This is a genomic window from Magnetospirillum gryphiswaldense MSR-1 v2 (assembly GCF_000513295.1).
In the GTDB taxonomy this organism is placed as follows: domain Bacteria; phylum Pseudomonadota; class Alphaproteobacteria; order Rhodospirillales; family Magnetospirillaceae; genus Magnetospirillum; species Magnetospirillum gryphiswaldense.
Genome location: NC_023065.1, coordinates 3,805,205 through 3,829,794 on the forward strand (window position 1 = coordinate 3,805,205; position 24,590 = coordinate 3,829,794).

Annotated in this window: 18 protein-coding genes; 8 read left to right on the forward strand and 10 right to left on the reverse strand. The window is 64.2% G+C overall.

Annotated elements, in window-relative coordinates; all coding sequences use genetic code 11:
- Positions 1-2 precede the first annotated feature (2 nt).
- Genes MGMSRV2_RS18255 through MGMSRV2_RS18290 form a run of 8 tightly spaced genes read right to left on the reverse strand, consistent with a single transcriptional unit; the run spans position 3 to position 9,489 of the window.
- The gene (locus MGMSRV2_RS18255) at positions 3-371 is read right to left on the reverse strand and encodes a hypothetical protein (RefSeq protein WP_024081862.1); all 369 of its coding nucleotides are present in this window, start codon (positions 369-371) and stop codon (positions 3-5) included.
- A 3-nt stretch (positions 372-374) separates the two neighbouring features.
- A complete protein-coding gene (locus MGMSRV2_RS18260; protein ID WP_024081863.1) occupies positions 375-914 on the reverse strand; it encodes a chemotaxis protein CheW in 540 nt (179 codons plus the stop codon).
- Positions 911-2,581 carry a diguanylate cyclase gene (locus tag MGMSRV2_RS18265; protein ID WP_024081864.1) on the reverse strand — a complete coding sequence of 557 codons (1,671 nt, stop codon included), beginning with the start codon at positions 2,579-2,581 and terminating at the stop codon, positions 911-913. The genes MGMSRV2_RS18260 and MGMSRV2_RS18265 overlap by 4 nt, the downstream gene beginning before the upstream one ends.
- 23 nt (positions 2,582-2,604) lie before the next feature.
- Positions 2,605-2,967, reverse strand: a complete 363-nt coding sequence (locus tag MGMSRV2_RS18270) for a response regulator (RefSeq protein ID WP_041633768.1) — start codon at positions 2,965-2,967, stop codon at positions 2,605-2,607.
- Between the two features lie 12 nt (positions 2,968-2,979).
- Positions 2,980-5,067 (reverse strand): hybrid sensor histidine kinase/response regulator, encoded by a 2,088-nt coding sequence (locus MGMSRV2_RS18275; protein ID WP_024081866.1) that lies wholly within the window; start codon positions 5,065-5,067, stop codon positions 2,980-2,982.
- 3 nt (positions 5,068-5,070) lie between these two features.
- Positions 5,071-6,504 (reverse strand): CheR family methyltransferase, encoded by a 1,434-nt coding sequence (locus MGMSRV2_RS18280; protein WP_024081867.1) that lies wholly within the window; start codon positions 6,502-6,504, stop codon positions 5,071-5,073.
- On the reverse strand, positions 6,501-7,556 hold the full coding sequence (gene cheB, locus MGMSRV2_RS18285; RefSeq protein ID WP_024081868.1) for a chemotaxis-specific protein-glutamate methyltransferase CheB: 1,056 nt from the start codon (positions 7,554-7,556) through the stop codon (positions 6,501-6,503). The genes MGMSRV2_RS18280 and cheB overlap by 4 nt, the downstream gene beginning before the upstream one ends.
- A 19-nt stretch (positions 7,557-7,575) precedes the next feature.
- Positions 7,576-9,489 (reverse strand): methyl-accepting chemotaxis protein, encoded by a 1,914-nt coding sequence (locus MGMSRV2_RS18290; protein ID WP_024081869.1) that lies wholly within the window; start codon positions 9,487-9,489, stop codon positions 7,576-7,578.
- 433 nt (positions 9,490-9,922) lie between these two features.
- Between MGMSRV2_RS18290 and MGMSRV2_RS18295 the strand changes: the two genes are divergently transcribed.
- The 7 genes from MGMSRV2_RS18295 (at position 9,923) to MGMSRV2_RS18325 (ending at position 21,776) form a co-directional block, all read left to right on the forward strand.
- On the forward strand, positions 9,923-10,864 hold the full coding sequence (locus MGMSRV2_RS18295; RefSeq protein ID WP_024081870.1) for a DUF7354 domain-containing protein: 942 nt from the start codon (positions 9,923-9,925) through the stop codon (positions 10,862-10,864).
- A 94-nt stretch (positions 10,865-10,958) separates the two neighbouring features.
- Complete coding sequence (locus MGMSRV2_RS18300; protein ID WP_024081871.1) at positions 10,959-13,016, forward strand: adenylate/guanylate cyclase domain-containing protein; 2,058 nt, start codon at positions 10,959-10,961, stop codon at positions 13,014-13,016.
- 22 nt (positions 13,017-13,038) lie between these two features.
- Positions 13,039-16,905 carry a CHAT domain-containing protein gene (locus tag MGMSRV2_RS18305; protein WP_024081872.1) on the forward strand — a complete coding sequence of 1,289 codons (3,867 nt, stop codon included), beginning with the start codon at positions 13,039-13,041 and terminating at the stop codon, positions 16,903-16,905.
- Positions 16,906-16,909: 4 nt separating this feature from the next.
- Positions 16,910-19,528, forward strand: a complete 2,619-nt coding sequence (locus MGMSRV2_RS18310; protein WP_024081873.1) for a bacteriohemerythrin — start codon at positions 16,910-16,912, stop codon at positions 19,526-19,528.
- A gap of 52 nt (positions 19,529-19,580) precedes the next feature.
- Positions 19,581-20,102, forward strand: coding sequence for a hypothetical protein (locus MGMSRV2_RS18315; protein ID WP_024081874.1), 522 nt, complete (start codon positions 19,581-19,583; stop codon positions 20,100-20,102).
- 133 nt (positions 20,103-20,235) lie between these two features.
- A complete protein-coding gene (gene cobA, locus MGMSRV2_RS18320) occupies positions 20,236-21,012 on the forward strand; it encodes a uroporphyrinogen-III C-methyltransferase (protein ID WP_024081875.1) in 777 nt (258 codons plus the stop codon).
- On the forward strand, positions 21,009-21,776 hold the full coding sequence (locus MGMSRV2_RS18325; RefSeq protein ID WP_024081876.1) for a CbiX/SirB N-terminal domain-containing protein: 768 nt from the start codon (positions 21,009-21,011) through the stop codon (positions 21,774-21,776). The genes cobA and MGMSRV2_RS18325 overlap by 4 nt, the downstream gene beginning before the upstream one ends.
- On the opposite strand, the gene MGMSRV2_RS18330 is transcribed toward MGMSRV2_RS18325, so the two are convergent.
- Together MGMSRV2_RS18330 and pgmG are read right to left on the reverse strand one after the other, a co-directional pair.
- Positions 21,759-22,220: a gamma-glutamylcyclotransferase family protein gene (locus MGMSRV2_RS18330; protein WP_024081877.1), complete on the reverse strand. Its 462-nt coding sequence runs from the start codon at positions 22,218-22,220 to the stop codon at positions 21,759-21,761. The two genes, MGMSRV2_RS18325 and MGMSRV2_RS18330, sit on opposite strands and share 18 nt — an antisense overlap.
- Complete coding sequence (gene pgmG, locus MGMSRV2_RS18335) at positions 22,217-23,593, reverse strand: phosphoglucomutase/phosphomannomutase PgmG (protein WP_024081878.1); 1,377 nt, start codon at positions 23,591-23,593, stop codon at positions 22,217-22,219. Before pgmG ends, MGMSRV2_RS18330 begins: the two co-directional genes overlap by 4 nt.
- A 216-nt stretch (positions 23,594-23,809) precedes the next feature.
- On the opposite strand from pgmG, the gene MGMSRV2_RS18340 reads away from it, so the two are divergent.
- On the forward strand, positions 23,810-24,571 hold the full coding sequence (locus tag MGMSRV2_RS18340) for a substrate-binding periplasmic protein (RefSeq protein WP_158497787.1): 762 nt from the start codon (positions 23,810-23,812) through the stop codon (positions 24,569-24,571).
- Positions 24,572-24,590 lie beyond the last annotated feature (19 nt).

Below are 24,590 nucleotides of genomic sequence, written 5' to 3' on the forward strand. Positions count from 1 at the left end.
CTTTATCTGACCAACAGGGACAGCGGGTCGAGCACCAGCACCGGCCCTTGGTGATCGAAGGCGATGGCGATCAGGGCCGGCAGAGTCAGTCGGGCCGCCAGCAGGGGCGGCGGCAGGTGGATATCCTGGGCGTCGATGACCTGTAACCGGACCGGCTCGGCCACCTCGATGCAGTGGGGGACGCCGTCGGCTTCCATCACCAGCCAGCGGCGCGGACCGGGCAGCAGAGCCAGCCCCAGCAAATCTTCCGCCTGCCGTGCCTGTTCCGGCGCAGTGGTCAGCATGGCGCGGACGTGGCGGGCCTCGACGGCGAAAGCGTGGCCGCCGGCGCTGAAACGCACCATCCGCACGCCATGTCCGGTCAGATCCACGACCTAAAGGCCCCCGGCCCGGTAATCCTGGAAGATGCGTTCCAGGTCGAGCACCGTCACCATGTGGTCCTGGAACGACACGATGCCCAGGACCAAGGGCCGCAGATGCTCGGCGATGGTATGCGGCGGCGGTTGGATGGCGCTTTGCGGCACATCCATCACTTCCTCGACGCGGTCGACGCGGATGCCGCTGCGCATGGCGGCGCCTTGGCCCAGCAGGATACGTGATCCGGTCATGGCGCCGTTGTCTTCGGCCAGACGCAGCAGCACGCGCAGGCGGATCACCGATTCGATGTCGCCGCGGACATTGATCACCCCTTCCAGGCTGGGCGGGCAACCGGGCAGGAAATAGACCGGGCAATCGGACAGCACTTCCTTGATGCGCTCGCCGTGAAAGGCGAACCAGTCGGTGCCGAGGACGAAAACCACCAGCTTGACCGATGGTTCGTCCACATCGACCACCGGCCCGGCGGCACTGCGTTTGACCGCCAGCACCTGATCCAGGGCAAGGATGTCGTCGTCGGGGGACATGTCGTCGGTCATGGCGCCACCTGGACCTGATTGCGACCGGATTTCTTCGCCACGTACAGCGCCTGATCGGCGCTTTCCAGCAACAGATCGGCCTGGGCCTTGCCCGGATAGCCGGCGATGCCGGCACTGAAGGTGCAGGAAAAGTCGCCGTCGCCGGCGGTAAAGCGCACCTTGGCGAAATCGGCGCGCAGATCATCGACGATGCGCCTGGCTTCGTCGGTGCCGATATCTTGCAAGATGACGGCGAATTCCTCGCCGCCATAGCGCCCGACCATATCCGAATTGCGCAGGCGCTGTTGCAGCAGCCGGGCCAGGGCGACCAGCACCTGATCGCCGGCGGGGTGGCCGTAGGTGTCGTTGACCTGCTTGAAATGATCGACGTCGATCATGACGAAGCACAACATGCCGTCGTCGCGTCGGGCCGAGGCCAGCGAGGTTTCCAGAAATTGCGACATGAAGGTGTGGTTGAACAATCCGGTCAGGCTGTCGCGCACCATCAAGGATCGCAGCGTGCGCATGCGTTCGGCCCGGATGGCCACGGCGCTGATCAGGTCTTCAGGCTGGATCGGCTTGGTCAAAAAGCCCTCGGCACCGACGCGCAGCGCCGACACCTGCTTGACCTTGTTGGTCTCGCTCGACAGAAAGACGATGGGCAGGCTGATGAATTCCGGCACCTGACGGATCAGCCGCGACAGATCGCGCCCGGTGCAGGTGGGCATGTACATGTCCATCAGCACCAGATCGGGCTTGAACTCGGTCAGCACGTCCAAGATGGTCGCCGGTTCGTGCAGCAGGCGGGTGGTCATGCCCACCTGTTCGAGGATGAAGCTGTGATAGGCGGCCACTTCCGGTTCGTCGTCGACCACCAAGACGCGGAACGGTTCCGGCTCTTGTCCCAGGGTCAGCGAATCGAGGATTTCCACCAGTTCGATGGCCTTGACCGGCTTGGGGAAATAGGCCTCGCCGCCGGCCTGGACGGCGCGCAGGCGCGGCTCGAAATCGCGCCGGGACGAGACGAACACCACCGGCGGCGGCGCCCGCATTTCCCGGTGCAGATTGGCGACCACGTCGGTGCCGTTGACACCGCCGGGAAAGACGATGTCCATGATGACCGCATCGGGCGGCGCCACCAGCAAGGCGGCGCGCATGCTGTCCGGGCTGGTGAAGATGGTCACGCCATAGCCGAAGCACGACAATTGCGCCGCCAAAATCTCGGCCTGCGCTTCGTCGTCGTCGCAGATGAACAATTTCTTGCTTGCCGCCTTGGCCCCTTCCTTACCCAGGTCGAAGCTGGGGGATTCGGGGCTGCTGTTGCTTTCATCGGCTTGGCGGGCCAGCTTCCACAACTCCTCCAGCCGTTCCAGCCGTTGCTGGAAGCCGGGCAGCAGTGCCGGCAATTGTTGTCCGCGCGATCCGCCTTCCAGACCCTGCAATTGCAACACCAATTGCTCGCCGCCGGCGCCCTCGGCGCTGATTTCCAGCAATCCGAACGAGGCGGCGGTGCCCTTGATGCTGTGAAAGGTGCGGTACAGATCATCCAAGGTGGAATCGTCGGACGGCACCCGCACCAGCAGGTCGCACAGGCGGCGGGCTTCGGCCAGCGTGCCCGGCAGCTTGTCGACGAAGGTGCGGCGAAGCTGTTTGACCTTTTCGCGCAACGAGGGGGATCGATTTTCCATGGTCGTGCTTCTGCTTCCAGGTCTCAGGCGCGGCGCGCCATCACCGCGTTGATGGACTGGATCAGCGAGGTCTCCAAGGTGAAGTCCTTGGTCAGGCAATCATCCAGCCTGGGCTCGGCTGCCTTCAGCGGCCCCGGCGCGTCGCCGGTGAGCAGGATGAAGGGAATGTCCACGCCCTGCTCGCGCAGGTCGCGGAACAGGTCGATGCCGCTGACCATGGGCATGTTCATGTCCGACACGATCAAGGCGATGCCCGCCTCGTCGTTCAGCTTTTCCATGGCCTCGATGGCGTTTTCGGCGAGGACGATGCCGTACCCGGCATCCTCCAGCACCGCCGCCGTCATCTCGCCGGCCAGGACGTCGTCGTCGACCACCAGAATCTTCATCGCGCCCATCCTTTACCCCAGCAGACTTTTCAGCGTGTCGACCAGATTGCTTTGATCGAAATCGCCCTTGACGATATAGGCATCGGCGCCCACCTGGATGCCGCGCCGCTTGTCCTCGGCCTTCTCGCGCGAGGTGATGATGATGATGGGAATATCCCGGTAGCGATCCTCGCGCCTGAGCGCCGCGGTCAGGGTGAAGCCGTCCATGTTGGGCATTTCCACGTCGGTCAGCACGGCGTCGAAATGACCGGACCGGGCCTTGTCGAGGCCGTCCTGGCCATCCTCGGCCAAGGTGACGATGAAGCCCTGGGCTTCCAGCACGTCCTTTTCGATCTCGCGGGTGTTGAGCGAATCGTCCACCACCAGCACGCGGATACCCGCCCGCCCGCCATCGGGCGCGGTCATGGCGGTGGCGCCGCCGCGCTGACGCCGTGCCGCCTCCAGCAAGGCCGAGGCCTGCAACACGCTGACCAGATCGTTGCGTCCGGTCATCACCATGCCCGACACCAGCGGCAACTGGCGCAGATGTTCAGGCAGCGGCTTGATGACCATGTCACGCTCGTCCAGCAACTGCCCGACCTTGAGCGCCAGCTTTTCGTTGCGCACTCGCACCACCACCAGCAGGTTGCCGCCGCGCCGGGCGACGGCGGGCGCGGGCAGGCCCAGAAGTTCGGCCAGCGACACTACGGGGACGAATTCGTTTTGGATGATCACCGCCTTGCGTTCGGCCACGGTGATGATGCGATCATCGGCCACGTCCAGCAGATGGGCGACATATTGGGCGGTGAAACCGAAGGTCTGGCCGCCCGCCTCCACCAGCAGCACCCGCATCACCGCCAGCGACAGGGGTAGGCGCATGGCGAAGGTGGTGCCCTGGCCGGGGCGGGTTTCCACGGCGATGGAGCCTTGCAGGTCGTCGACGACGCAGCGCTTGACCACATCCATGCCGACGCCGCGACCGGAGACATCGGTGATGATGGACGAGGTGGAAAAGCCGGGCAGGAAGATCAGGTCGATGATCTCGGTCTCGGTCATGGCTTGCGCCTGTTCCGGCGTCAGCAGGCCTTTCTTCACCGCCTTGTCGCGGATGAACTCCACCGGCAGGCCGCCGCCGTCATCGCTGACCTCGACGACGACGAAGCCGCCGTCCTGGCGCGCCGACAATTTCAGCGTTCCGTGCGCAGGCTTGCCAGCGGCGTGCCGGGTCTCGGCACTTTCGATGCCGTGATCGACGCCGTTGCGCAGCAGATGGACGATGGGGTCGGACAGGCGGTCGATCAACTGGCGATCCAGTTCGATGTCCATACCGGTGGTGACGCATTGCACGTCCTTGCCGAGCGAGCGGCCGAGGTCGCGGATCATCCGCGCCGCCGGCTCGAAGACGATGGACAAGGGCAGCATGCGCATGATCAGCGCCTTTTTGTGCAGCTCCTCCATCAGCAATTCCTGGGTGAAGACATCGTCACGCAGGTCGCGGCCGAAGGTTTGCAGCAACGGCGCCGTTTCACCGGCGGCGCGGTCGATGCCGCGCAAATCGACCAGACGCTGGCGCAGGCGGGCATGGCTGGACACCACCTCGCCCATCAGCTTGATCAACTCGTCCAGCTTGGACAATTGCACGCGGACGGTTTCCGCCGATTTCAGTTTGACCTCGGGCGGCGGTGGAGGTGGCGGCGGCGCTTCCGCTGGCGGCGACGGGGTGGGAGCGGTCTCGCCGCCGGCCAGCACTTGGGTCAGGGCGGCGCACAGATCGGCATCGGCGGGCGACGGGGTGCCGGTTTCGGCCACCTGATCCACCTGGGCGGCCATGGCATCGACGCCGCGCTGCAACAGCCGGCACAGATCGGGGCTGGGCTTCAGGCTGCCGTCGCGCAACGCCCCCAACACGTCTTCCACCTTGTGGGCGGTTTCGGTGATGGCGGTCAGTTTCAGCATGCGCGACGAGCCCTTGACCGTATGGGCCGAGCGGAAGATGGCGTTGATGGCCTCGGTATCGGCACTGCCGCCGGCCAACAGGCTCAAGCCTTCCTCGAGGCGGCGCAGATGGTCGCGGGCTTCCTCGACGAACCGGGCGACAAAGCGTTTGACGTCCAAGGCCATGGTCTATCCCCGTCCGCCGGCGTGACGTTCGCACAGGAAGCGCACCTCGGCCACCGGCAGGCCCAGCGGCAGGCTCAGGCCGCCGTCGCCGTCGGGGTGCTGGGTCAGGTGCTGCAATGCGACCCGATAGGTACGCCGGGCCAGATCGGGTTGGCCGGCGGCGCGATAGGATTCCGCCAGATAATATTGCGCCACCCAGCAATGATGGCGGGTATAGACCGCCTGCTTGAACCAGCGGATGGCCGCGTCGTGGTCGCCTTGCCATTTGGCGGCGAAGCCTTGGACCACCATGGCCTCGACCGACCAGGAATCAAGCTCCAGCGCCCGTTGGGCCAAGGTCTGGGCCGCCGGGTGATCGCGCCGCAGCACCTGGACATGGGCCAAAAGCACCAGCGCCGACAGATGGTCGGGACTTTGGGCCAGAATGCCGCGCAACAAGGCGCCGGCCTCGTCGTGGCGTTTGTCGCGGATCAGGCGGCGGGCGGTGTCCAGGTCGGGAGCCGGTGCGGCGGTGGCGACGACGGTGGCGACGACGGGGGCCGGCACCGGGCGGTTCGGCTTGGGCGGCGGTGCTGGTGGTGCTGGCGGCGGCGAGCGCGACGGCCTGGGCGGCGGTGGAGCGGCGGCGCCCTTGGCGAAATAGAAATGGCCGTCTTCTTCCACCAGCCGCAGGACGCCGAGATCATTGGCCAGGGTCTCCGCCGTGCCCACCAGCAGCACCCCGTCCAATGTCATCATCCGCGCCAGATTGTGCTGGATGGCCCGGCGGGTGTCGGCGTCGAAATAGATGGAGACGTTGCGGAACAGCACGATGTCGAAATCATGCAGGCTGGCGGGTGGTTCCGCCGACAATAGATTGAGGTGATGGAATTCGACCCGTGTCCGCACGGTTTCGGCCAGGGCGAAGCCGTGGCGACCGATGGGGGCGAAATAGCGCTGCTGGCGCTCGGGCGACAGGGCGCGGAAGGAGAAGGCGCTGTAATGACCGGCGCGGGCCTTGGCCAGGGCCAGATGGTCGATGTCGCCGGCATAAAGGCGGACCAGCGACCCCATGGCCTCGCCGTATTGGTCCAACAGGGCCATGGCGATGGAATAGGGTTCCTCGCCGGTGGAGCAGCCGGCGCTCAGGATGCGGATGGGCCGGCCCGGACCGCGCAAGGCCAGCAGACGCGGCACCATCTTTTCGGTCAGCAGGGCCAGTTGCTCGGGCTCGCGGAAGAAATAGGTCTCGTTGATGGTCAGCAAGGTGACCAGTTCCTGGAACTCGGCCTCATTGGTGGTCAACCGGGCGAGATAGGCCTGTTCGCCCAGCACGCCGGTGGCCTGCATGCGGGCGGCTATGGCCGCTTTCAGCGTTTCCTCACCATTGCCTTCCAGCATCAGGCCGCAGCGGCCTCTGACCAGATCCTTGAAGCCTTGCAGGGTTGGGCCAGTCATCCGTTCCTCCCCGCCAGTTCGGCCATGGCGGCGGCGATGGCGTCCAGGGCCAGCACCCGGTCCACCGCCCCTTGCTCTACCGCGACCCGATTCATGCCGTAAATGACCGAGCTGGCCTCGTCCTGGGCGATGGTGGTGCCGCCGGCTTCCTTGATGGCGGCCATGCCGCTGGCGCCGTCGCGGCCCATGCCGGTGAGGATGATGCCCACCGCGCGGCGTCCGAACACCGCCGCGCCGCTTTCCAGCAGCGCATCGCAACTGGGGCGGTAGACATCTTTGGACTGGCGCTCCAGCAAGGTCAGGCGGCGGCTGTGGGTGACGGCCAGATGGCGTTCCGACGGCGCCACATAGATGATGCCGGGGGCGACCAGATCGCCTTGGGTCGCCAGCCGCACCGGCAGCGGAGCAAGACTGCCCAGCCAGTCGGCCATGCCGGCGGCGAAACCGTCGGCGATATGCTGGGCCACCAGCACCGGACAGGGGAAATCCGCCGGCAAACGAGTCAGTAAATGGGCCAGGGCCTGCGGCCCGCCGGTGGACGAGGCGATGAAAAAGGCCCGACCGCTGGCGGCGGCCAGATCAACGGGCAGCGCCGGTTGCGACCGGGGTGGCGGCGCTTCCACCGTCGGGGCGCCGACGCGCAGGGCGCGGACATGGGTGATGACCGGAATTTTCGACACCAAACGGGCCTTGGCGACGAAGTCGCGTTGCTCGTCCGGGTCCAGGCTGGGCTTGCTGACCACATCGACGGCGCCCTTGGCCACGGCGGCATAGGCGTTGGCCGCATCGGCCACCGACGACACCACCAAGATGGGCACCGCCTTGCTGGCCATGATTTCGGCGATGGCCTCGAGCCCGCCCATGACCGGCATTTCCAGGTCCATGGTCACCAGATCGGGGCGCAGGGCGAGGACCATCTCCACCGCCTCGCGGCCATGGCAGGCCTCGCCCACCACCTGGAAACCGCCATCGGCTTCCAGGAAGCCGCGCAGCAGCCCGCGGGCCAAGGCACTGTCATCGGCCAGCAGCACGCGGATCGGGGGGGCGGTCATCACCGGGGCGCCGCCGTTTTCAGCCGGGGTCCAGGCGGAAGCGGTTGACCAGGGTGTCCAGTTCCGCCGACAGCCGGGTCATGTCGCGGCTGACGTCGGAAATGCGGGTGATGGATTGGGCGGTGTGGCTGGAGGCGGTGACGATCTCGCGCAGGGCCACCACCACCTGATTGCTGGCGGTGCGTTGCTGCTGGGTGGACAGCGAAATCTGTTGGGCGGCGCTGCTGGTGTGGTGCGCCGCCTCGACCAGTTCGTCCAGGCGGTCCGAGGTGTGGCCGGTGGCGGTCATGCCCGCGTCGATGCCGGCGGCGCCCTTTTCCGAGGTGATGACCAGCCGCGAGATGGAATCCTGGATCTGGCTGATCTTGGTTTCGATCTCGCCGGTGGAATCGGTGACGCTGTCGGCCAGACGGCGGATTTCGGCGGCGACGACACCGAAACGGCGGCCGGCCTCGCCGGCGCTGGCCGCTTCCAGGGCGGCGTTGAAGGCGATCAGCTTGGTCTGGTCGGCCACCGCGTTGATGATTTCCATCACCTTGCTGATTTCCTTGGACCGTGTCCCCAGGTCCAGGATTTCCTTCAGCGAGTGCTGGTTGTCTTGCTGGATGTCGCCCATCTTGCCCAGCACCTGGGCCATGGCCTCGGTGCCCTTGCGGGAATTGTCATAGGTGGTGTTGGCGATATCGACCACCGACTTGGAATGTTCGGCGATCTGGGTCGACGACGCCGACAATTCCTCCATGGTCGAGGTGATCTCGGCCACCGAGGCCGACATCTCCGACGAGGTGGCGGCCTGACCCTCGACCGCGCCGGCGATTTCCTGGGCGGCGGCGTGCACCGCCTGGGCGTGGGCGCGCACTTCCAGCGCCAGTTTGTGCAGTTGTTCGCGCATGTCCATGGCGGCGCGGGCCAGATCGCCCAATTCGTCCTGGCCATCGGCGGTGATCTGTACGGTCAGGTCACCCTTGGCCACGTGGCGCACCCCTTCCATCAGGGCGCCGATGCGCTGGGTCAGGCCGCGGGCGGTCAACAGCGCCAGCGCCAAGCCGGCGGCCAGGGCGACCAGCCCGACCAAAATCGAGGTGTTGCGCGCCCGCTGAAACGAAGTGAGGTAATGGCTGCGGTCCATGGCTACTTCGATGACGCCGATGGCCTTGCCGGAATAATCCTGCATGGTGGCGGCATAGACCGCCTTGGGGGCGCCGTTCAGTTCCAGGTGGGCCAATTGGGCCTCGCCGGCAAAGGCCTTCATCAGCAGGTCCTTGGCCATCACCGGGTCCTTGCCCATGGTCGAGGCGAAGGTGCTGAGCTTGCCATCGGCCACCAGATGCAGGGCCACGTCCACACCCTGGCGGGTCTTGAACGAATCGAAGAAGCTCTGGCCGAAGGTCATGCCGAATTCCACCGAGCCCACCGGGCCGGAACGACCGAACACCGGCACCACACCGCGAATCCCTAAGCCGGCGACGCCGCCTTCCAGGCCGCGGGTGGGTTTGCCGGTCTTGTTGGTGTTGACTACGGTGAAGCGGAACGACGACAGATCGTCGCCGAACTTCTCGGGCTTGTGCAGACGCAGGAACGAGGTTGCCGGCGGTGTGTGGAACTGGAACTGCTCGATGCCGAAACCGCTGGCCATGGGCTTGAAAGTGGCCTGGAACAGGTTGGTCAGGGCGTTACGGTCGCCGTCGCTGAACTTGTCCTGGACCAGGGGCATGGCGGCGACGAATTGCGACAAGGCTTCCGCCGTACGGCTTTCCATGGCGATGGCTTGGGCGATGGCGCGGACATGGCCGTCAAGCTCGGACTTTTCCGCCTGGGCGACCACGTCGTCCAGATTGCCCAGGTTGACGGCGGTTAGGGCGGCCACAACCAGGGCAACGGAAATCCCCATGGCCAAGGTGATCTTGGCCCACAAACGTAGATTTTGCAGCATTGCCTGTCCCCAAATCATCAATGCCCATGGACATATTACGCGTATGTAATTTGTCTTGGTCGTTTGGAAACGTCAAGTTTTCAACAATGGTTGACGCAATATAACCAAACTGCTGTGCGTATTTATTCAATATGCACAGAGTGGAGCGAGGCTGTCTTTGGTGTGCATACTCGGTTCTGTTTGGGGTGATGCGCCACAACCCTTTATAGTAATGGCCGTTGAGTGCCGCTGAAAACCAAAGGTTTTGCCCGGTGTCCTTAAAATTAAAGTTCATCACCCGGCGATTCTTCCGGTGCTCACCTGATGCATTCTTTTGCGCTTGGGGGCATAATGAAGAACTATAACCCGTGATGTGCGGGGCAACGATCTTGATATCCAATCCGGATATCCGGCCCGGGCGGTGCCCGGGCGGCATTAACCGACGGAGCAGGCAATGAGCAGAATACTCGCAGTGGCCTTGGCGGCAGGCCTGATGATGATGGGATGGACCCAGGCGGTACAGGCCTCGGAGCCGCCGGTTTCCATGCTGATGCAGGTTGCCGGCGCGGTCGAGACCAGCAAGGGCGGCGACAAATGGGCGCCGGTCACCCGCAACAAGTTCCTGTTCGTCGGAACTCAGGTCCGCACCGGTGCCGATGGCGGCGGCAAGCTGATCGACCAGAATTCCGGCATGGCCCAGACCATCGGCGCCAATTCGGTGGTGGAAATCACCGCCGCCGGCCCCAAGGCGGTGTCGGGCAGCCTGTCGGCCCCCGAAGCGGCCAGCGGCGATCTGGTCGCCGGTCTGTCCAACCGCTTCGCCGAGGCCCAGCGATACACCACCGTGCGTCGCTCGGTGAAGAAGGAAGCCGCCGACCTCAAGCTGCGCGTCGCCTCCGACATCACCCTTAGCCCGACCTATCCCGATCTGGTGTGGGAAAACATGGGGGCCCAGTACGGCTATACCCTGGTCATCGACGGCACTTCCCATGCCGTGCCGGCGACCAGCGGCGAGATGGTGCGCTTCCGCGTGCCCAGCCTGACCCCGGGGGCGCATTCCTTCGGCGTCACCGTCACCGAAGGCGGCCAGGCCGTTGGTCAGACCGAAAAGGGTGGCACCATCGTCTGGCTGTCGGCGACCGAGGACAAGGCCCTGGTCGACGGCGTCGCCCGCGTCAAGGCGGCCTCGACCGGCGATGAATTCGCGCTTGGCAATTATCTCGACTCCAAGGGCGTCACCGTTGCCGCCATGGATGCCTATCGCAAGCACTTCGCTTCTCATAAGGACGACAACGACATGCGTCCGCTGCTGATCAAGACCTATAACGACCTCAAGCTGCGCGACCTGCGGCAAAAGGAAGCTCTGGTCTATAACGAGCAGTTGGAAGGCAACTGATCGATCGGACCGAAGCGGCGGGACGAACAGTCCCGCCGCTTTTTTCGTTGAGTGTCCGCCGTTCTTTTCGTGAGTGGGCGTGGGGAGAGGGAAGATGGGTTTTCTGGCCAGGCGCGATGTGCTGCTGACCGTGCTGCTGTTTCTGCTGGCCTTGCCGGCGCAGCATTTTGAATGGTTCGCCCTGTTGGAGGATCAGGCCAATTCGTTCCGCCACCAGATGCGCATCGCCTATGGCGACCAGAAGGATTTAAGCATTTCCAAGGACGTGGTCCTGGTCAATGTGGACGAACCGTTCTTCAAGGCCTATGGCAGCTATCCCCTGCGCCGTACCGATATCGGTGCCATCATCAGCAACATCAAGGAACTCGGCGCCAAAGTGGTGGCCGTCGACATGCTGATGGATTTCCCCAGCTCTTATAATGAAGACCCCACCTTGGCGGCGGCGTTGAAGGATGCCGGCAACACCATCTTGGTGGCGCAAGGGCAGTTCGAGCACGGCAAGTTCGTCAAGCTCAACTATCCGACCAAGCTGTTGGACGAGGCCTCGGTCAGCGGCTATACGAACATCTCCTCCAATTCGGCCCTGCTGACCGTGCTGTCGCGGCTGAAGATTCACCCGGACATCACCAAGGAACGCCACGGCTGGCCCTTCGCCGTGCAGGCGGTCGCCATGTATCTGGGACAACAGCCCAAACTGGAAAACAACGTCCTGTCCTTCGGCGACCTGAAGGTGCCGCTGGATCACGGCAACCATCTTTATATCGACTTCCCGCCCCTGCCCAGCGGCACCCGTTTCCTCAGCCAGTCGGCGGGAATCAGCGCCCTTGAGTTTCTCGACATCTCGCAACTGGACGAGGCGGAAAAGGAAGAGCTGGGTTATTGGGTCAAGGACAAGATCGTGGTGGTCGGCGACACCTCGGAAGTGTCGCATGATTGGTTCGATACCCCGGTCGGTATGGTCTATGGGGTGGAAATCATCGCTGACACCATCAGCTCGATCCTCAAGGGGGCGCCGCTGCGCGCCGCCGGCACGCCGTTGGCCGCCGCCGTCACCTCGGTGTTGATGATGCTGATGATCCTGCTGGCGGTCGCCTTCAGCCGTCCGGTGTTTCGCGCCGTCGGCGCCGTCATCATCCTGGGCGGTTTCGTCGTCGCCGTCACCGCGGTCTATGTGCATGCCGGACTGGTGCTGCCGCTGTCCTATGCCCTGGCCGCCGGCATCCTGTCTTACGTCTTGATCGAGTATCGCGCCTATATGGTCGAGCGTAACCAGAAGAAGCAGATATCCAAGACCTTCGGCCAGTACATCCCGGCGGAACTGGTCAAGGAAATGAACGAAAGCGGCCAGGAAGTCTCGGTCGGCGGCGAAAGCCGGGAAATGACCGTGCTGTTCTCGGACGTGCGCGGCTTCACCACCATCTCCGAAGGCCTGAGCCCGCAAGATCTGACCACCTTGATGAATGCCTTCCTGTCGCCCATGACCCGGGTGATCCAGGCCAATCGCGGCACCATCGACAAGTATATGGGCGACGCCATCATGGCCTTCTGGGGGGCGCCGCTTCGCGACGAGAACCACGCCGAACACGCGGTGCGCGCCGCCCTGGCCATGGGCAAGACCATGGACGAATTGTCGGAAAGTTTCATCGCCCGGGGCTGGAAGCCGTTGAAGATCGGTGTCGGCCTCAATACCGGGGTGATGAGCGTCGGCAACATGGGATCCGACTTCCGGCTGGCCTATACGGTGATGGGTGATGCCGTCAATCTGGGCTCGCGCCTGGAAAGCCTGACCAAGCAATACGGCATCTTCACCCAGATCAGCGAATACACCCTGGCCCAGGTGCCCGGCCTGATCGCCCGCGAGGTCGATCTGGTCAAGGTCAAGGGCAAGGACCAGCCGGTGCGCACCTTCGAGCCCCTGGGCTTCGACGGCGATGTGGATCAGCAGACGCTGGATATCCTGGCCCGCTATACGGCGGCCCTGGCGCTTTATCGCGCTGCCCGCTTTAGTGAGGCCAAGGCAGAGTTTCAGGCCTTGTCCGAACTCGAACCCAACCGCATGCTTTATAAAATCTATCTCGACCGTATCGCCCATTATGAAGCCGAGCCGCCGCCCGCCGATTGGGATGGCTCTTATACCGCCAAGGAAAAGTAAGGCACACCCTAGGAGCATCAGAATGAAGGCTCTGTACCATTCCGCCGCTTTGGCCGCCGCCTTGTTGCTGGTGGCGCCGAGCATGGCCGTCGCCGCCGAACCGGCTGCCGTCCCCGCTGCCGTCAAGGTTTCGGCCCAGGCTAAGTCGCAGGCCGACAAGTTGGTCGTCCAGGCCAAGAAAGCCCTGGCCGCCGGCAATGCCGAACAGGCCTATGCCGATTATCTCAAGGCGCACCAATTGGTGCCGTCGGACCGTAACCACGTCCACAACGCCGCCTCGCTGGCCATGGCGTTGGGCAAGACCGATCAGGCGTTGCCTTTGTTCAAGGCCGCCCTGCCCCTGGCCATCGCCGCCAAGGCGACGGATGACGCAATCCTTTACGCCGGTGAGATCACCAAGCTGGTGGACGTGCCGCCGGCCTGGGTGGCGCAGAAAACCCAGGCCGCCTCTGGCGTCAGTGACGACAAGGCCCGCATCGTCGCCATGTGGCAGCGCACCCGGCAGGCGGCCAGCACGGCTGCCGGCGGTGGCGATCTGGCCACTGCCGAAAGCCGCGCCCGTCAGGCGCTGGGCATCGCCCGCGACAATCTGGGCGAGGGCCATATGGCCACGCTGGCCAGCGGTGGCGATCTGGGCCGGGTGCTGGGTATGGCCGGCAAGGCGGAAGAAGCGGAAGCCGTGCTGCGCCAGACCATCGATGCGGCTGGCAAGACCTTGGGCGCCGGCCACCCGGAAGCCCTGGCGCTGAACACGGCCTTGGCCAATCATTTCGCCGCCCTGGCCCAATACGACAAAGCGGCGGAAATCGCCCAACTCAGTGCCGACGCGGCGGTCAAGGATTTCGGCCCCGCTCATCCGCAGGCGCTGGCCGCCCGGCTGGCGGTGGTGACGCCGCTGCTCAACGGCGGTCGTTATGCCGATGCCGACAAGATCACCCAGGACGTGTGCGGCCAGTTGAAGGGCCTGTTCACCGACTTCCACCCGACCACCGCCAAGTGTCTGTCATTGCAGGCGGCCGTGTCGCGCGGTGCCGGCAATCTGGCCGAAGCCGCCGCCGCCGCCACCCAGGCGGTGCTGGTCCTGCGGGTGACCAACCCGCCGGGCGAGGCAGCCAATCTGGATGCGCGGCTGGAAGCGGCCCGCATCGCCTTGAAGCGCGGCGACGCCCCCCAGGCCCGCGCTTTGCTGGAGGGCGTGGTGGCCGAGGCCGGCGCCGCCGGCGACACCACCCGCACCATCGCCGGCAAGAGCGATCTGGCCGACGTGCTGGTGGCCATCGGTGAATATGCCGGGGCGGAAACCACCATCGGCGAGGTGATCGCCTTCAACACCAAGGCCTATGGTCCCGATCATCCGGCCACGGTGTCGGCGCTGTCTTCGCTGGGCAGCATCCAGCGCCAGCAAGGGAACTTGCGCGAGGCCGAGGCCACCTTCAAGGATGCGCATGAGCGCTTCTTGAAGGTCTTGGGCGCCGATCATCAATTCACCATCATCGCCGCCAACAATCTGGGCGAAATCCTGGAAAAGGCCGGTCTGTTCGACCGGGCCGAGCCTTATTTGCGCGATGCGCTGCAAGCCTCGCGCAAGCTTTACGGTGACGATCATGTCAACACCGTCATCGGCATGAACAATCTGGCCCTGCTGCATGAAAGCCAGGGCGAGTTCGACAAGGCCGAGGCGCTTTATAAATCGGCTCTGGCCGTGCACACCCGCCGTCTGGGCGGCAAGCACCCCAACACGGTGGCCTTCGCCAACAATCTGGCGTACTTGCATATGCTGCAAGGCAGTTACGAGCAGGCGGCGACGGAATTCGCGGGCGTGGTGGCGGAATGGACCCAGTTGAACGGGGCCAACCATATCGACACCCTGAAGGCAACCAACAATCTGGGCCGCGCCTTGATGGGCCAGGGTAAACTGGCCGAGGCCGAGCCGATCCTGACCAAGACCCTGGCGGCGCGCCGTCAGAGTCTGGGCGACAAGCATCTGGACACCTTGCGCTCGATGCATGACATGGGGGTGCTGTTGCGCAAGCAGGGCCGCGCCGATGCGTCGCGCACGCTGCTGGAACAGACCCTGGCCGCCGATGACGCGGTGTTGGGCAAGGTCCATCCCTATACCTTCGAGACGCTGAACTCGCTGGCCGGGGTTCTGGAAGACAAGGGCGATTTCGCCGCCGCCTTGAAGATCCGGCGCGAAACCTTCGTTCGCCGCAACGACTTCCTCAACACCATGCTTTATGTCACCGGCGAGAACGCGCGCGAGGGCTATATCCGCCTGCACAACCCGGAACTGGCCGCCTATATGGACCTGCTGGTTCGTCACGGCGGCGCCGATGCCGGGCGTGCCCTGATCGAGATCAGCCTGTACCGCAAGGGACTGCTGTTGAAGGTGGCGTCGGAAATCCAGCAGGCCAACCGCCTGTCCGGCAACCCGGAACTGGCCAAACTGACCAATGAGTTGGAAGCCACCCGCAAGAAGCTGGGGGCGCTGACCCTGTCCGGCCCGGTGCCGGAAACCGGCGAACGTCACGCCGAAATCCTGGTCAATCTGCGCGACCGCATCGACATCCTGCAAGGCCAGTTGGGCCGTGCCAGTGCGCGGTTCCTGCAAACCACCGACAAGATCAGCGTCGACCAACTGGTCGCCGCCTTGGCCGACAAGGCGGTGTTGGTGGATTATCTGCTGTACGGGGTCGAGGGCCAGCAAAAGCTGGTGGCGGCGACCTTGACGAAAAAGGACGGCAAGGCGGTGTTCGGCATGGTGCCCTATGCCGATGCCAAGAAGGTCGCCGATTCGGTGCTGAAGTACCGCAAGGACATCCAGGATGAAGAACTGGATTTCGACGAATTGCTGGAAAGCGGCCAGGATTCCTATGACCTGATCTGGAAGCCCATCGCCAAGACCATCGGTCAGGCGCCGGTGGCCTATATCATTCCCGATGGCGTCTTGAACATCATGCCCTTCGCCGCCTTGGTGGAAAGCGACGGCAAATATCTGATCGAAGGGCTGGACCTGCACATCTTCACCTCGTCGCGCAATCTGTTGCCGTCACGGCTGAAGGCGGCCAAGGGCGGCTATATGATCAATGCCGGCCCCGATTACGAAACCGACGCTGTCACCGGCAAGGAAAAGCTGGACAGCGTGCGCGGCAAAAGCCGGGCCGCCGGCCTGTCGGACGGTCTGCGCGGCATGTCGTCGGGCATGCGCGGCCTGCGTTTCGACCCGCTGCCCGGCGCCGAGCGCGAAGGCCAGATCATCCGCACCACGGTGGATCAGCAGGGGAAAAAGAGCACCATCTTCAGCAAGGGCAGCGCCCAGGAATCGGTGCTGCGGCAGATGACCGAAGCGCCCGAGGTGCTGCACATCGCCACCCACGGCTTCTTCTTGAAAGCCGATGACACCTTGCGTAAGCGCTTGCTGAAATTGCAGCGTGGCGGCGATATCCAGATCCCGCCGCCGGGCGACAATCCGTTGCTGCGGGCGGGCTTGGCCTTTGCCGGCATCAATGCCAATGCCCCGGTCTTGGGTGAGATCGACACCGACAATGACGGCGTGCTGACGGCGCTGGAAGTGCTGGACCTCAATCTGGCCGGCACCCGGTTGGCCATTCTGTCGGCCTGCGAAACCGGCTTGGGTGAAATCCACGAGGGCGAGGGCGTCTATGGTCTCAGGCGCGCCTTCCAGGAAGCCGGGGTGTCGTCGGTGGTGTCGTCGTTGTGGGAAGTCAGCGACGCCGGCACCCAGGCGCTGATGAGCGCGCTTTACTCGCGCCTGATGAAGGGGCAACCACCGCATCAGGCCCTGCGCGACGCTCAGCTTGAAATGCTGCGCATCGGTCAGTGGAGTTCGCCTTACATCTGGTCGGCGTTCTTCATGGTGGACGGCTGAACCCATGGCCAGCCTGTTCAAGATCGAGGTCATGGCCGGCATGTCGTGGATTCACGTCCCCGATGCCGATGTGCGGGTTTTGTGCGGCTGTCCCGCCGACAGCGTCAAGCACCTGATGCGGCGCGGCCTGATCCGCCCGATGGAGGCCAAGGGCGTCAAGTTCGAGACCGGCCCCAACGCCATCTTGCTGTCTGACGTCATGGTGCAAAACGGCGTGTTCTGCAATCTGGCCGAGTTTCCGGTGTTGCAGATGTTTTACCGCCAGGGATTGCTGTTGCCGGGCCATCCCAACAATGACGGGTCGAAACCCATCATCATCGGACGGCGCGATCAGGTCGACGCCCAGATGCAGTACATCTATCGCGGCAATTACGGCCTGATCTCGGAACAGGAACTGACCGAGGCCGGGGTGGCTCCCGATCTCGCCCGCGACATGATGCGGCTGAAGCTGAAATTCGCCTTTGGCCGCATCAGCCACCCGCGCGATCTGCTGGATGGGCGAGCGCTGGACGACGACAAGCCGGTGGAGATCAAGGCGGGCGTGTGCGTGCGCCGCATCGGCCTCAACCGTTTCGAGTTCAGCTATAACGGCGAGACGGTGAACATCGACTTGAACCTGCCGCCGTTTCAGACCCATGAATGTCCGTTCCCGCTGGGGTCGTTCCAGTTCCGCCGCGATTATTTCGCCGTGGTCCATTCCGGCGAAGGCGACGGCTGGGACGTGCGCCGGCCCAGCATGGGCTCGGTGCTGTCGTTCCAGGGCCGCATCTATCTGGTCGATGCCGGCCCCAATCTGTTGCATTCGCTGACCGCTCTGGGCATCGGCATCAACGAGATCGAAGGCATCTTTCACACCCATTCCCACGATGACCATTTCGCCGGCCTGACCACCTTGATGCAGGCCGATCGCCGTATCAGTTATTTCGCCGTGCCCATGGTGCGTTCGGCGGTGGCCAAGAAGCTGTCGGCGCTGCTGTCCATCGAAGAGGACGATTTCAACGACTATTTCAATGTCCGCGATCTGGTCATGGGCCAGTGGAACGACGTCGACGGCCTGGACGTCAAGCCGGTGTTCTCTCCCCATCCGGTGGAAACCACGATCTTCCATTTCCGCGCCATGGCCGCCGGCGGCTGGCGCAGCTATGCCCATCTGGCCGACGTGGTCGGGCTGGATATTCTGGAGCGCATGATCACCGACGATCCGACCCAGCCGGGTCTGTCGCAGGCCTGGTACGACAAGGTGGTGGCGGATTATCTGGAACCCGCCGACGTCAAGAAGGTGGATATCGGCGGTGGGCTGATCCACGGCTGCGCCCAGGATTTCAAGGACGACCGTTCGGGCAAGATGATCCTGGCCCACACCGCCCAGCCGTTGACGCCGGAACAGAAGAAAATCGGCTCGGGCGCCAGTTTCGGCACCGTCGACGTGCTGATCACCGGGCACCGCGACTTTTTAGGCCGCTCGGCCTATCACCTGATGGCGGAATACTTCCCCACTGTGTCGGGCGACCATCTGGGGGCGGTGCTGAACGGGCCCCTGACCACCTTCAACCCGGAAACCATCCTGTTCAAGGCCGGTCAGGCCCATGCCAACATCTATCTGCTGCTGACCGGTCAGGTGGAGATGTTGGACGACGAAAGCGATTTCCGTGCCGTGCTGTCGGCCGGCGCGCTGTTGGGCGAGTTGACCGGATTGCACGGCTTGCCGCCGTCGGAAACCTGCTGCGCCGTCAATTTCGTCCAGGTTCTGGAAATTCCCGCCGACGTCTACACCGCCTTCGTTCGCCGCCACAATCTGTTCGGCGAGATTTCACGTCTGCTGGAAAGCCGTGAATTTCTATCGCGCACCCGGCTTTTGGGCGACGTGGTGTCCACCGGCACCTTGAACGCCATCGCCAAGACCATGCGTCTGGTGCAATTCGATGATGGTGCGGTGATCGACGGGCGGGAACGTGCCGTCGGCCTGATCGCCAGCGGCAAGATATTGCGCATGTTGGGCGACAACGTGCTGGAAACGCTGGGACATGGGGATTTCTTCGGCGAAGAGGCGGCCATTTTCGACGCCCCCGGTATCGCCACCTTGCGCGCCCATGGCCCGGCCGAGGTCTATATGATTTCCGCCAGTCGGCTGGCAGCCATTCCCAATGTGCGGTGGAAATTGTTCGAATCCTTCGAGCGCCGCACCAGCCTGGAATCGTCGGTGGCCATTGCCGGGCGCACGTTGCTGACCTGGCAGCAGGAATACAGCGTCAACATCCAGCGCATCGACACCCAGCACAAGCGTCTGTTCGCCACCGCCAACCGCCTGTTGGACGCGGTGGAAAGCCAGCGTGGCCCTGACGAAATCGTCACCGCGCTGGACTTCTTGTTGAGCTACACCATGTTCCACTTCGCCGAGGAAGAGGCGCTGCTGGATCGCTATGGCTATGATCGTGGGGCTGAACACAAGAACCGGCACAAGATACTGATTGCCCAGGTGCAGGAACTGGAACAGCGCCTGGGCGGCGACGACCCGGCCAGTCCGGCCGAGGTGCTGGATTTCCTGCAAGGTTGGATCGTCAATCACATCCTGATCGAGGATCGCCGCTATGCGGCGGTGTTGAACGCGCAAGGGGTCTATTGAGGATATGGCGCGGGGGGGCTAAGGTGCAGGTACAGGTTTTGGGATTAAAGCCGTGAGCACCGATCTCGTTTACGTTACCGTCGCCTCGTCCTTCAGTCAGGAAGTATTCCGCCGTATCCGCCCCGTCATCCCGCGTGAACGCTGGCCGTTGGACGCCATGTCGGTGACCTTCACCTCGGATCCCAGCGGTCTGTTTTTACGCGCCAGCTTCGACGAAAGCGACCTGCCGGCCAGCTATGCCCAACAGGCGGTGAACGCTATCGCCCATGCCGGGGTCGATCTGGTGGTCAAATCCCCCTTTGCCGGCATGGCGGCGGCGGTCATCCGTGCCGCCCGCTGGCGTGACGTCTTTTTGTATCTGGCGGTGCCTTTGCTGTTCGCCATTCCATTGATGGGGGCCTTGCTCGACCGCCTGATGATGCCCGTCGCCGGTCTGTTCGGCGCCGACATTCTGGCTCTGGCCCTGGTCCAGATGCAGTTGACCCGGCGGCGAATGGCCATCGCCAACGCCCGTTGCGTCGCCGAAATCCCGGTGCCGGGCATGCGCGTGTCGGTGGCCGCCAAGTCGAAATGATGCCCGCTCGCAAAAGCGGATGAAACATGCCAATTTTCCGGAAGACGAATTTTCTGGCGACCCTGCTGCGATGATCTATACATTAGAAACGCATAATAAAGAAAATTCCGTACAGGGCGGACAGGAGAGCGAGATGAGTTTGGGCAAGGTTTATCTGGTGGGGGCCGGACCGGGCGACCCCGATCTGTTGACGGTCAAGGCGCTCAGATTGTTGGGTGAGGCCGAGGTGGTGGTGTTCGATCGTCTGGTCAGCCCGGAAATCATGGCGTTGATTCCCGCCGGGACCACCCGCATCTATGCCGGCAAGCAGATGTCCAAGCACGAATTGGTGCAAGACGAAATCAACGATCTGCTGGTGTCCCTGGGCAAAAGTGGGCGCACGGTGGTGCGGCTGAAGGGTGGCGACCCGTTCGTGTTCGGGCGTGGCTCGGAAGAAGCCGAGGTGCTGTCCAAGGCCGGCATCGCCTTCGAGGTGGTGCCGGGCATTTCCTCGGCCTCGGGCTGTGCGACCTATGCCGGCATTCCGCTGACCCATCGCGGCCTGTCGCAGGGCGTACGCTTTCTGCCCGGCCATTGCCGCGACGGCAAACCGCTCGATTACGACTGGTCCAAGCTGGCCGATCCCGATTGCACCTTGGCCATCTACATGGGCCTGTCCAATCTGCAATTGATCGCCGATGAACTGACTCGCGCCGGTCTGCCCGCCCATACCCCCGCTGCCGCCATCCAGAACGGCACCACGCCGCGCCAGCGCCGGGTGCTGGGCACCCTGGCCACCCTGCCCGAGCGGGCGAGGAGTGCCGGATTGAAGGCGCCGACCCTGATCATCGTCGGTCGGGTGGTGGAGCTTGCCGGGGCTTTGGATTGGTTCCACCACGATGGCGATACCGATCAGGCGCAACCGGCATGAAGGATGCGGCCATCATCCTGGTCGGTCACGGCTCGGCCCGCCACCCGGACAGCGCCGCCCCCATCATCGCCCTGGCGGCGGAGCTGAAGCGGCGCGGCCCGTGGGCCGAGGCGGCGGCGGTGTTCATGAAGCAGCCGCCGCATCTGGATCAGGCCCTGGATCTGGTCGAGGCCGAAAATGTGGTGGTTATCCCGGTCTTCGCCGGCAAGGGCTATTACACCGACAGCCTGATCCCCAAGGCCATGGGGCTGGACGGCCCCGAGACACGGCGCCAGGGCCGGAATATCCTGTACACCGCGCCCGCCGGCGGCAATCCGCGCATTCCCGGCCTGATGGCCTGCCGTGCCGATGGGGTGGCGCGGGAACAGGGCTGGGCGCCAGCGGAAACCAGCCTGTTGCTGATTGCCCACGGCTCATCGCGTCCGGGCGGGGCCGGCGACACCCCCAGGGCCATCGCCGCCGCCATCGCTGGCCACAATCATTTCGCCGAGGTGGTGCTGGTCTTTCTGGAACAGGAGCCCTTGGCCACCCACTGGCCGCAAATGGTCAAGGGCGACAAGGTGGTGGCGCTGCCCTTGCTGGTGGCCCAGGGCATGCACGCCAGCCAGGACATCCCGCCCTTGTTCGGGCTGGTGTCGGGGCAGACCGGCCCGGTGGAGATTCATGATCGCACAGTGGTGCTGGCCACCGGCCTGGGGGCCGAGCCGGAACTTGTCGACATCATCGCTGAGATGGCGGAGACGGCGTTAAGCGCCCGGCCATAATTTCTGTCCGGCGGCACGGCTGCGCAGGCCGTCATCGGTGAGGGCGCGGGTCATTTGCCGGCGCAGTTCGGGCAAGAACACGCGCTTGTGGCGCAGCCGCCAATGATCCAGCCGCCATTCCGGTTCGGCATGGGCAATGCCGGGCGGGCAGACGAAGACATGAGCGGCCAGCGGCCCTTGCATCGTTTCCAGCCGGAATGGGTGCAGCTCGTATTCCCAGCCTTCGTAGATTTGCAGCCGGCGCAGTGATTCGGCGTCGACGTTTTCGGCGACCACGCCATCGACCCGCCCGCCGGGTCGAGCCACCAGCATGGGATAATGCCGCCCGGCCACATGCGGGCGGCGCCAGCCGCGCAATATTGCCGGGCGTACCGGCAGATAACAGCCGCAGACGATGGTGCGCACGTCCGTATCCATCAGCGTGCCGAAGAAGAACAGGTTCATGCCGGCAAGGCCACGCCGCTTTGGGTCAATTGGCCTTCCAGTTCCGCCCGCAGACGGTCGAGACCGGCCTGATCGCCAGCCTCGCAGCGGGCCACCAGCACCGCTTGGGTGTTCGAGGCGCGCAGCAGCCACCAGCCGTCCGGGGTATCGACGCGGACACCGTCGATGGCGTTGACCCGGGCGCCGCTGGCGGCCAGCCGGGCGCGCACTTCGGCGACCACCTGGAACTTGCGCTCCTCGGCGCAGTCGAAGCGCATTTCCGGGGTGTTGACCATTTGGGGCAGGGCGTCGCGGCGCTGGGCCAGAGTGGTGCCGGCCCAGCGTCCGACGATGCCCAGCAGGCGCACGGCGGCATAAAGCGCGTCGTCATAGCCGTAATAGCGGTCGGCGAAAAAGATGTGGCCGCTCATTTCCCCGGCCAAAGGCGCGCCGATTTCGGCCATCTGGGTCTTGATCAGCGAATGGCCGGTGCGGCCCATCACCGGATTGCCGCCCAGGCGCGCCACTTCGTCGAAAAACGCCTTCGACGCCTTGACGTCGGCGATGATGGTGGCGCCGGGCCGGGTTTTCAGCAGATCCTCGGCCAGGATCACCAGAATCTGGTCGCCCCACAAGATGCGGCCCAGGCCGTCGATCACGCCGATGCGGTCGCCGTCGCCGTCGAAGGCGATGCCCATATCGGCGCCCCGATCGGCCACCGCCTGTTGCAGATCCACCAGATTATGCGGCTCGGTCGGATCGGGGTGGTGGTTGGGGAAGGTGCCGTCGATATCGCCGAACAACACATGGTGCTCACCCGGCAACGATTTGATCAGCCTGCCGAGGATTTCGCCGGCGGCGCCATTGCCGCAATCCCACACCACCTTCAGGCCGCGCTGGCCGTCGAAATCGGCGGCCAGCCGGGCGGCGTATTCGTCGGCGATGTCGTCATCGACGACACTGCCGCTACCTTGGGCGAAGGCGCCACCCTCAGCGATGGTGCCCAAATCCTTGATATCGGGGCCGAAGAACGGCTTGCCCGCCAGCACCATCTTGAAGCCGTTATGGTTGGGCGGGTTGTGGCTGCCGGTGACCATGATGCCGCCATCGGCGCTGCGCGCCTTGGCGGCATAATACAGCATGGGGGTGGGACCGCGCCCGACCTTGCGCACGGCGCAGCCGGTGGCGATCAGGCCTTCCACCAGGCCGGCGGCCAGATCCGGCGACGACAGCCGCCCATCCCAGCCGACGCAGACGGTGCTGCCGCCATTGGCGCGGACCCGGGTGCCGAAAGCGGCGCCGATGGCGCGGGCATCGGCGACCGACAGGGTCTCGCCGATGATGCCGCGAATGTCGTATTCCCGCAGGATGCTGGGGTGGAAGCTGTGGGTCATGCTGTTCTCGTCTCCAGGCGGCGGGGCCGCGTTGGGGAGAAGATAAACCACAGAGGCACCGAGGCACAGAGAGGCTTTTCCCAGGGACGTCCTGCGTCCTGCGTATAGCGCAATGGTATGCAATCAGACGGTTGCACATCTTTTGATAAAGTGCTGCATGCGCGGTTACGTTACCCTATGATCCGGACGGGGACGTTTCTTGCCAGTGGGGTGGCGATGAAAGCAGGTTGGGCATGGACGGCTGTTGCCGTTTTCATGGTGTGGACGGGTACGGCCAAGGCCGATGTCATCCGGGTGCGGGCCGATGACTGGTGTCCGTACAATTGCTCGGAACAGAAAAAGGGCTATGGCATCGAGGTGGCGGAGGAAGTGTTCGCCGCCGCCGGCCATCGCGTGCAATACCAGCTGGCACCGTGGAGCCGATCGCTGGAGGATTGCCTGCGCGGCGAAATCGACGCGGTGATCGGCGCCGCCCCGGTGGATTCGCCCGATCTGGTGTTCGGGGCCGAACCCATCGGCCAATGGGACAGCACCTTCGTCATCCGCAAGGGGCAGTCCTGGCGCTATGACGGTGTCGCCTCGCTGGAACGCATCAAGCTGGCAGCCATCATCGGTTATATCTACATGGATCCGGTGGGCGGCTATATCGAGGCCAACAAGAAAAACCGTGCCCGCGTCGATCCGGTTGGCGGCACCCAGCCGCTGGAGCAAAGCCTGAAGATGGTGGCCGCCGGACGCATCGATGCGGCGGTGGAAAGTCGGGCGGTGCTGGAATACAAGCTGCGCCAGATGGGGCTGACCGGCAAACTGGATTATGCTGGCGCCACTCAGTCTGGGCCCATCTACATCGCCTTTTCGCCCAAGCACCCCAAGGCGCGGGAATATGCCGATCTTCTCGACCAGGGGGTCGCCCGCTTGCGCGCCTCGGGGCGGCTTCGGCAGATTCTGGACCGCTACGGCGTCCGCGACTGGAAATAGCGCGGTCAAATGCGCTATA

Bases quoted from the DNA above. Each gene is read 5' to 3' on its own strand.
- MGMSRV2_RS18325 (WP_024081876.1), top strand. From the start codon at position 21,009: ATGAAGGATGCGGCCATCATCCTGGTCGGTCACGGCTCGGCCCGCCAC.
- MGMSRV2_RS18295 (WP_024081870.1), top strand. From the start codon at position 9,923: ATGAGCAGAATACTCGCAGTGGCCTTGGCGGCAGGCCTGATGATGATG.
- pgmG (WP_024081878.1), bottom strand. From the start codon at position 23,593: ATGACCCACAGCTTCCACCCCAGCATCCTGCGGGAATACGACATTCGC.
- MGMSRV2_RS18310 (WP_024081873.1), top strand. From the start codon at position 16,910: ATGGCCAGCCTGTTCAAGATCGAGGTCATGGCCGGCATGTCGTGGATT.
- MGMSRV2_RS18270 (WP_041633768.1), bottom strand. From the start codon at position 2,967: ATGAAGATTCTGGTGGTCGACGACGACGTCCTGGCCGGCGAGATGACG.
- MGMSRV2_RS18260 (WP_024081863.1), bottom strand. From the start codon at position 914: ATGACCGACGACATGTCCCCCGACGACGACATCCTTGCCCTGGATCAG.
- MGMSRV2_RS18275 (WP_024081866.1), bottom strand. From the start codon at position 5,067: ATGGCCTTGGACGTCAAACGCTTTGTCGCCCGGTTCGTCGAGGAAGCC.
- MGMSRV2_RS18305 (WP_024081872.1), top strand. From the start codon at position 13,039: ATGAAGGCTCTGTACCATTCCGCCGCTTTGGCCGCCGCCTTGTTGCTG.
- cobA (WP_024081875.1), top strand. From the start codon at position 20,236: ATGAGTTTGGGCAAGGTTTATCTGGTGGGGGCCGGACCGGGCGACCCC.
- MGMSRV2_RS18265 (WP_024081864.1), bottom strand. From the start codon at position 2,581: ATGGAAAATCGATCCCCCTCGTTGCGCGAAAAGGTCAAACAGCTTCGC.
- MGMSRV2_RS18340 (WP_158497787.1), top strand. From the start codon at position 23,810: ATGAAAGCAGGTTGGGCATGGACGGCTGTTGCCGTTTTCATGGTGTGG.
- MGMSRV2_RS18280 (WP_024081867.1), bottom strand. From the start codon at position 6,504: ATGACTGGCCCAACCCTGCAAGGCTTCAAGGATCTGGTCAGAGGCCGC.
- MGMSRV2_RS18290 (WP_024081869.1), bottom strand. From the start codon at position 9,489: ATGCTGCAAAATCTACGTTTGTGGGCCAAGATCACCTTGGCCATGGGG.
- cheB (WP_024081868.1), bottom strand. From the start codon at position 7,556: ATGACCGCCCCCCCGATCCGCGTGCTGCTGGCCGATGACAGTGCCTTG.
- MGMSRV2_RS18330 (WP_024081877.1), bottom strand. From the start codon at position 22,220: ATGAACCTGTTCTTCTTCGGCACGCTGATGGATACGGACGTGCGCACC.
- MGMSRV2_RS18300 (WP_024081871.1), top strand. From the start codon at position 10,959: ATGGGTTTTCTGGCCAGGCGCGATGTGCTGCTGACCGTGCTGCTGTTT.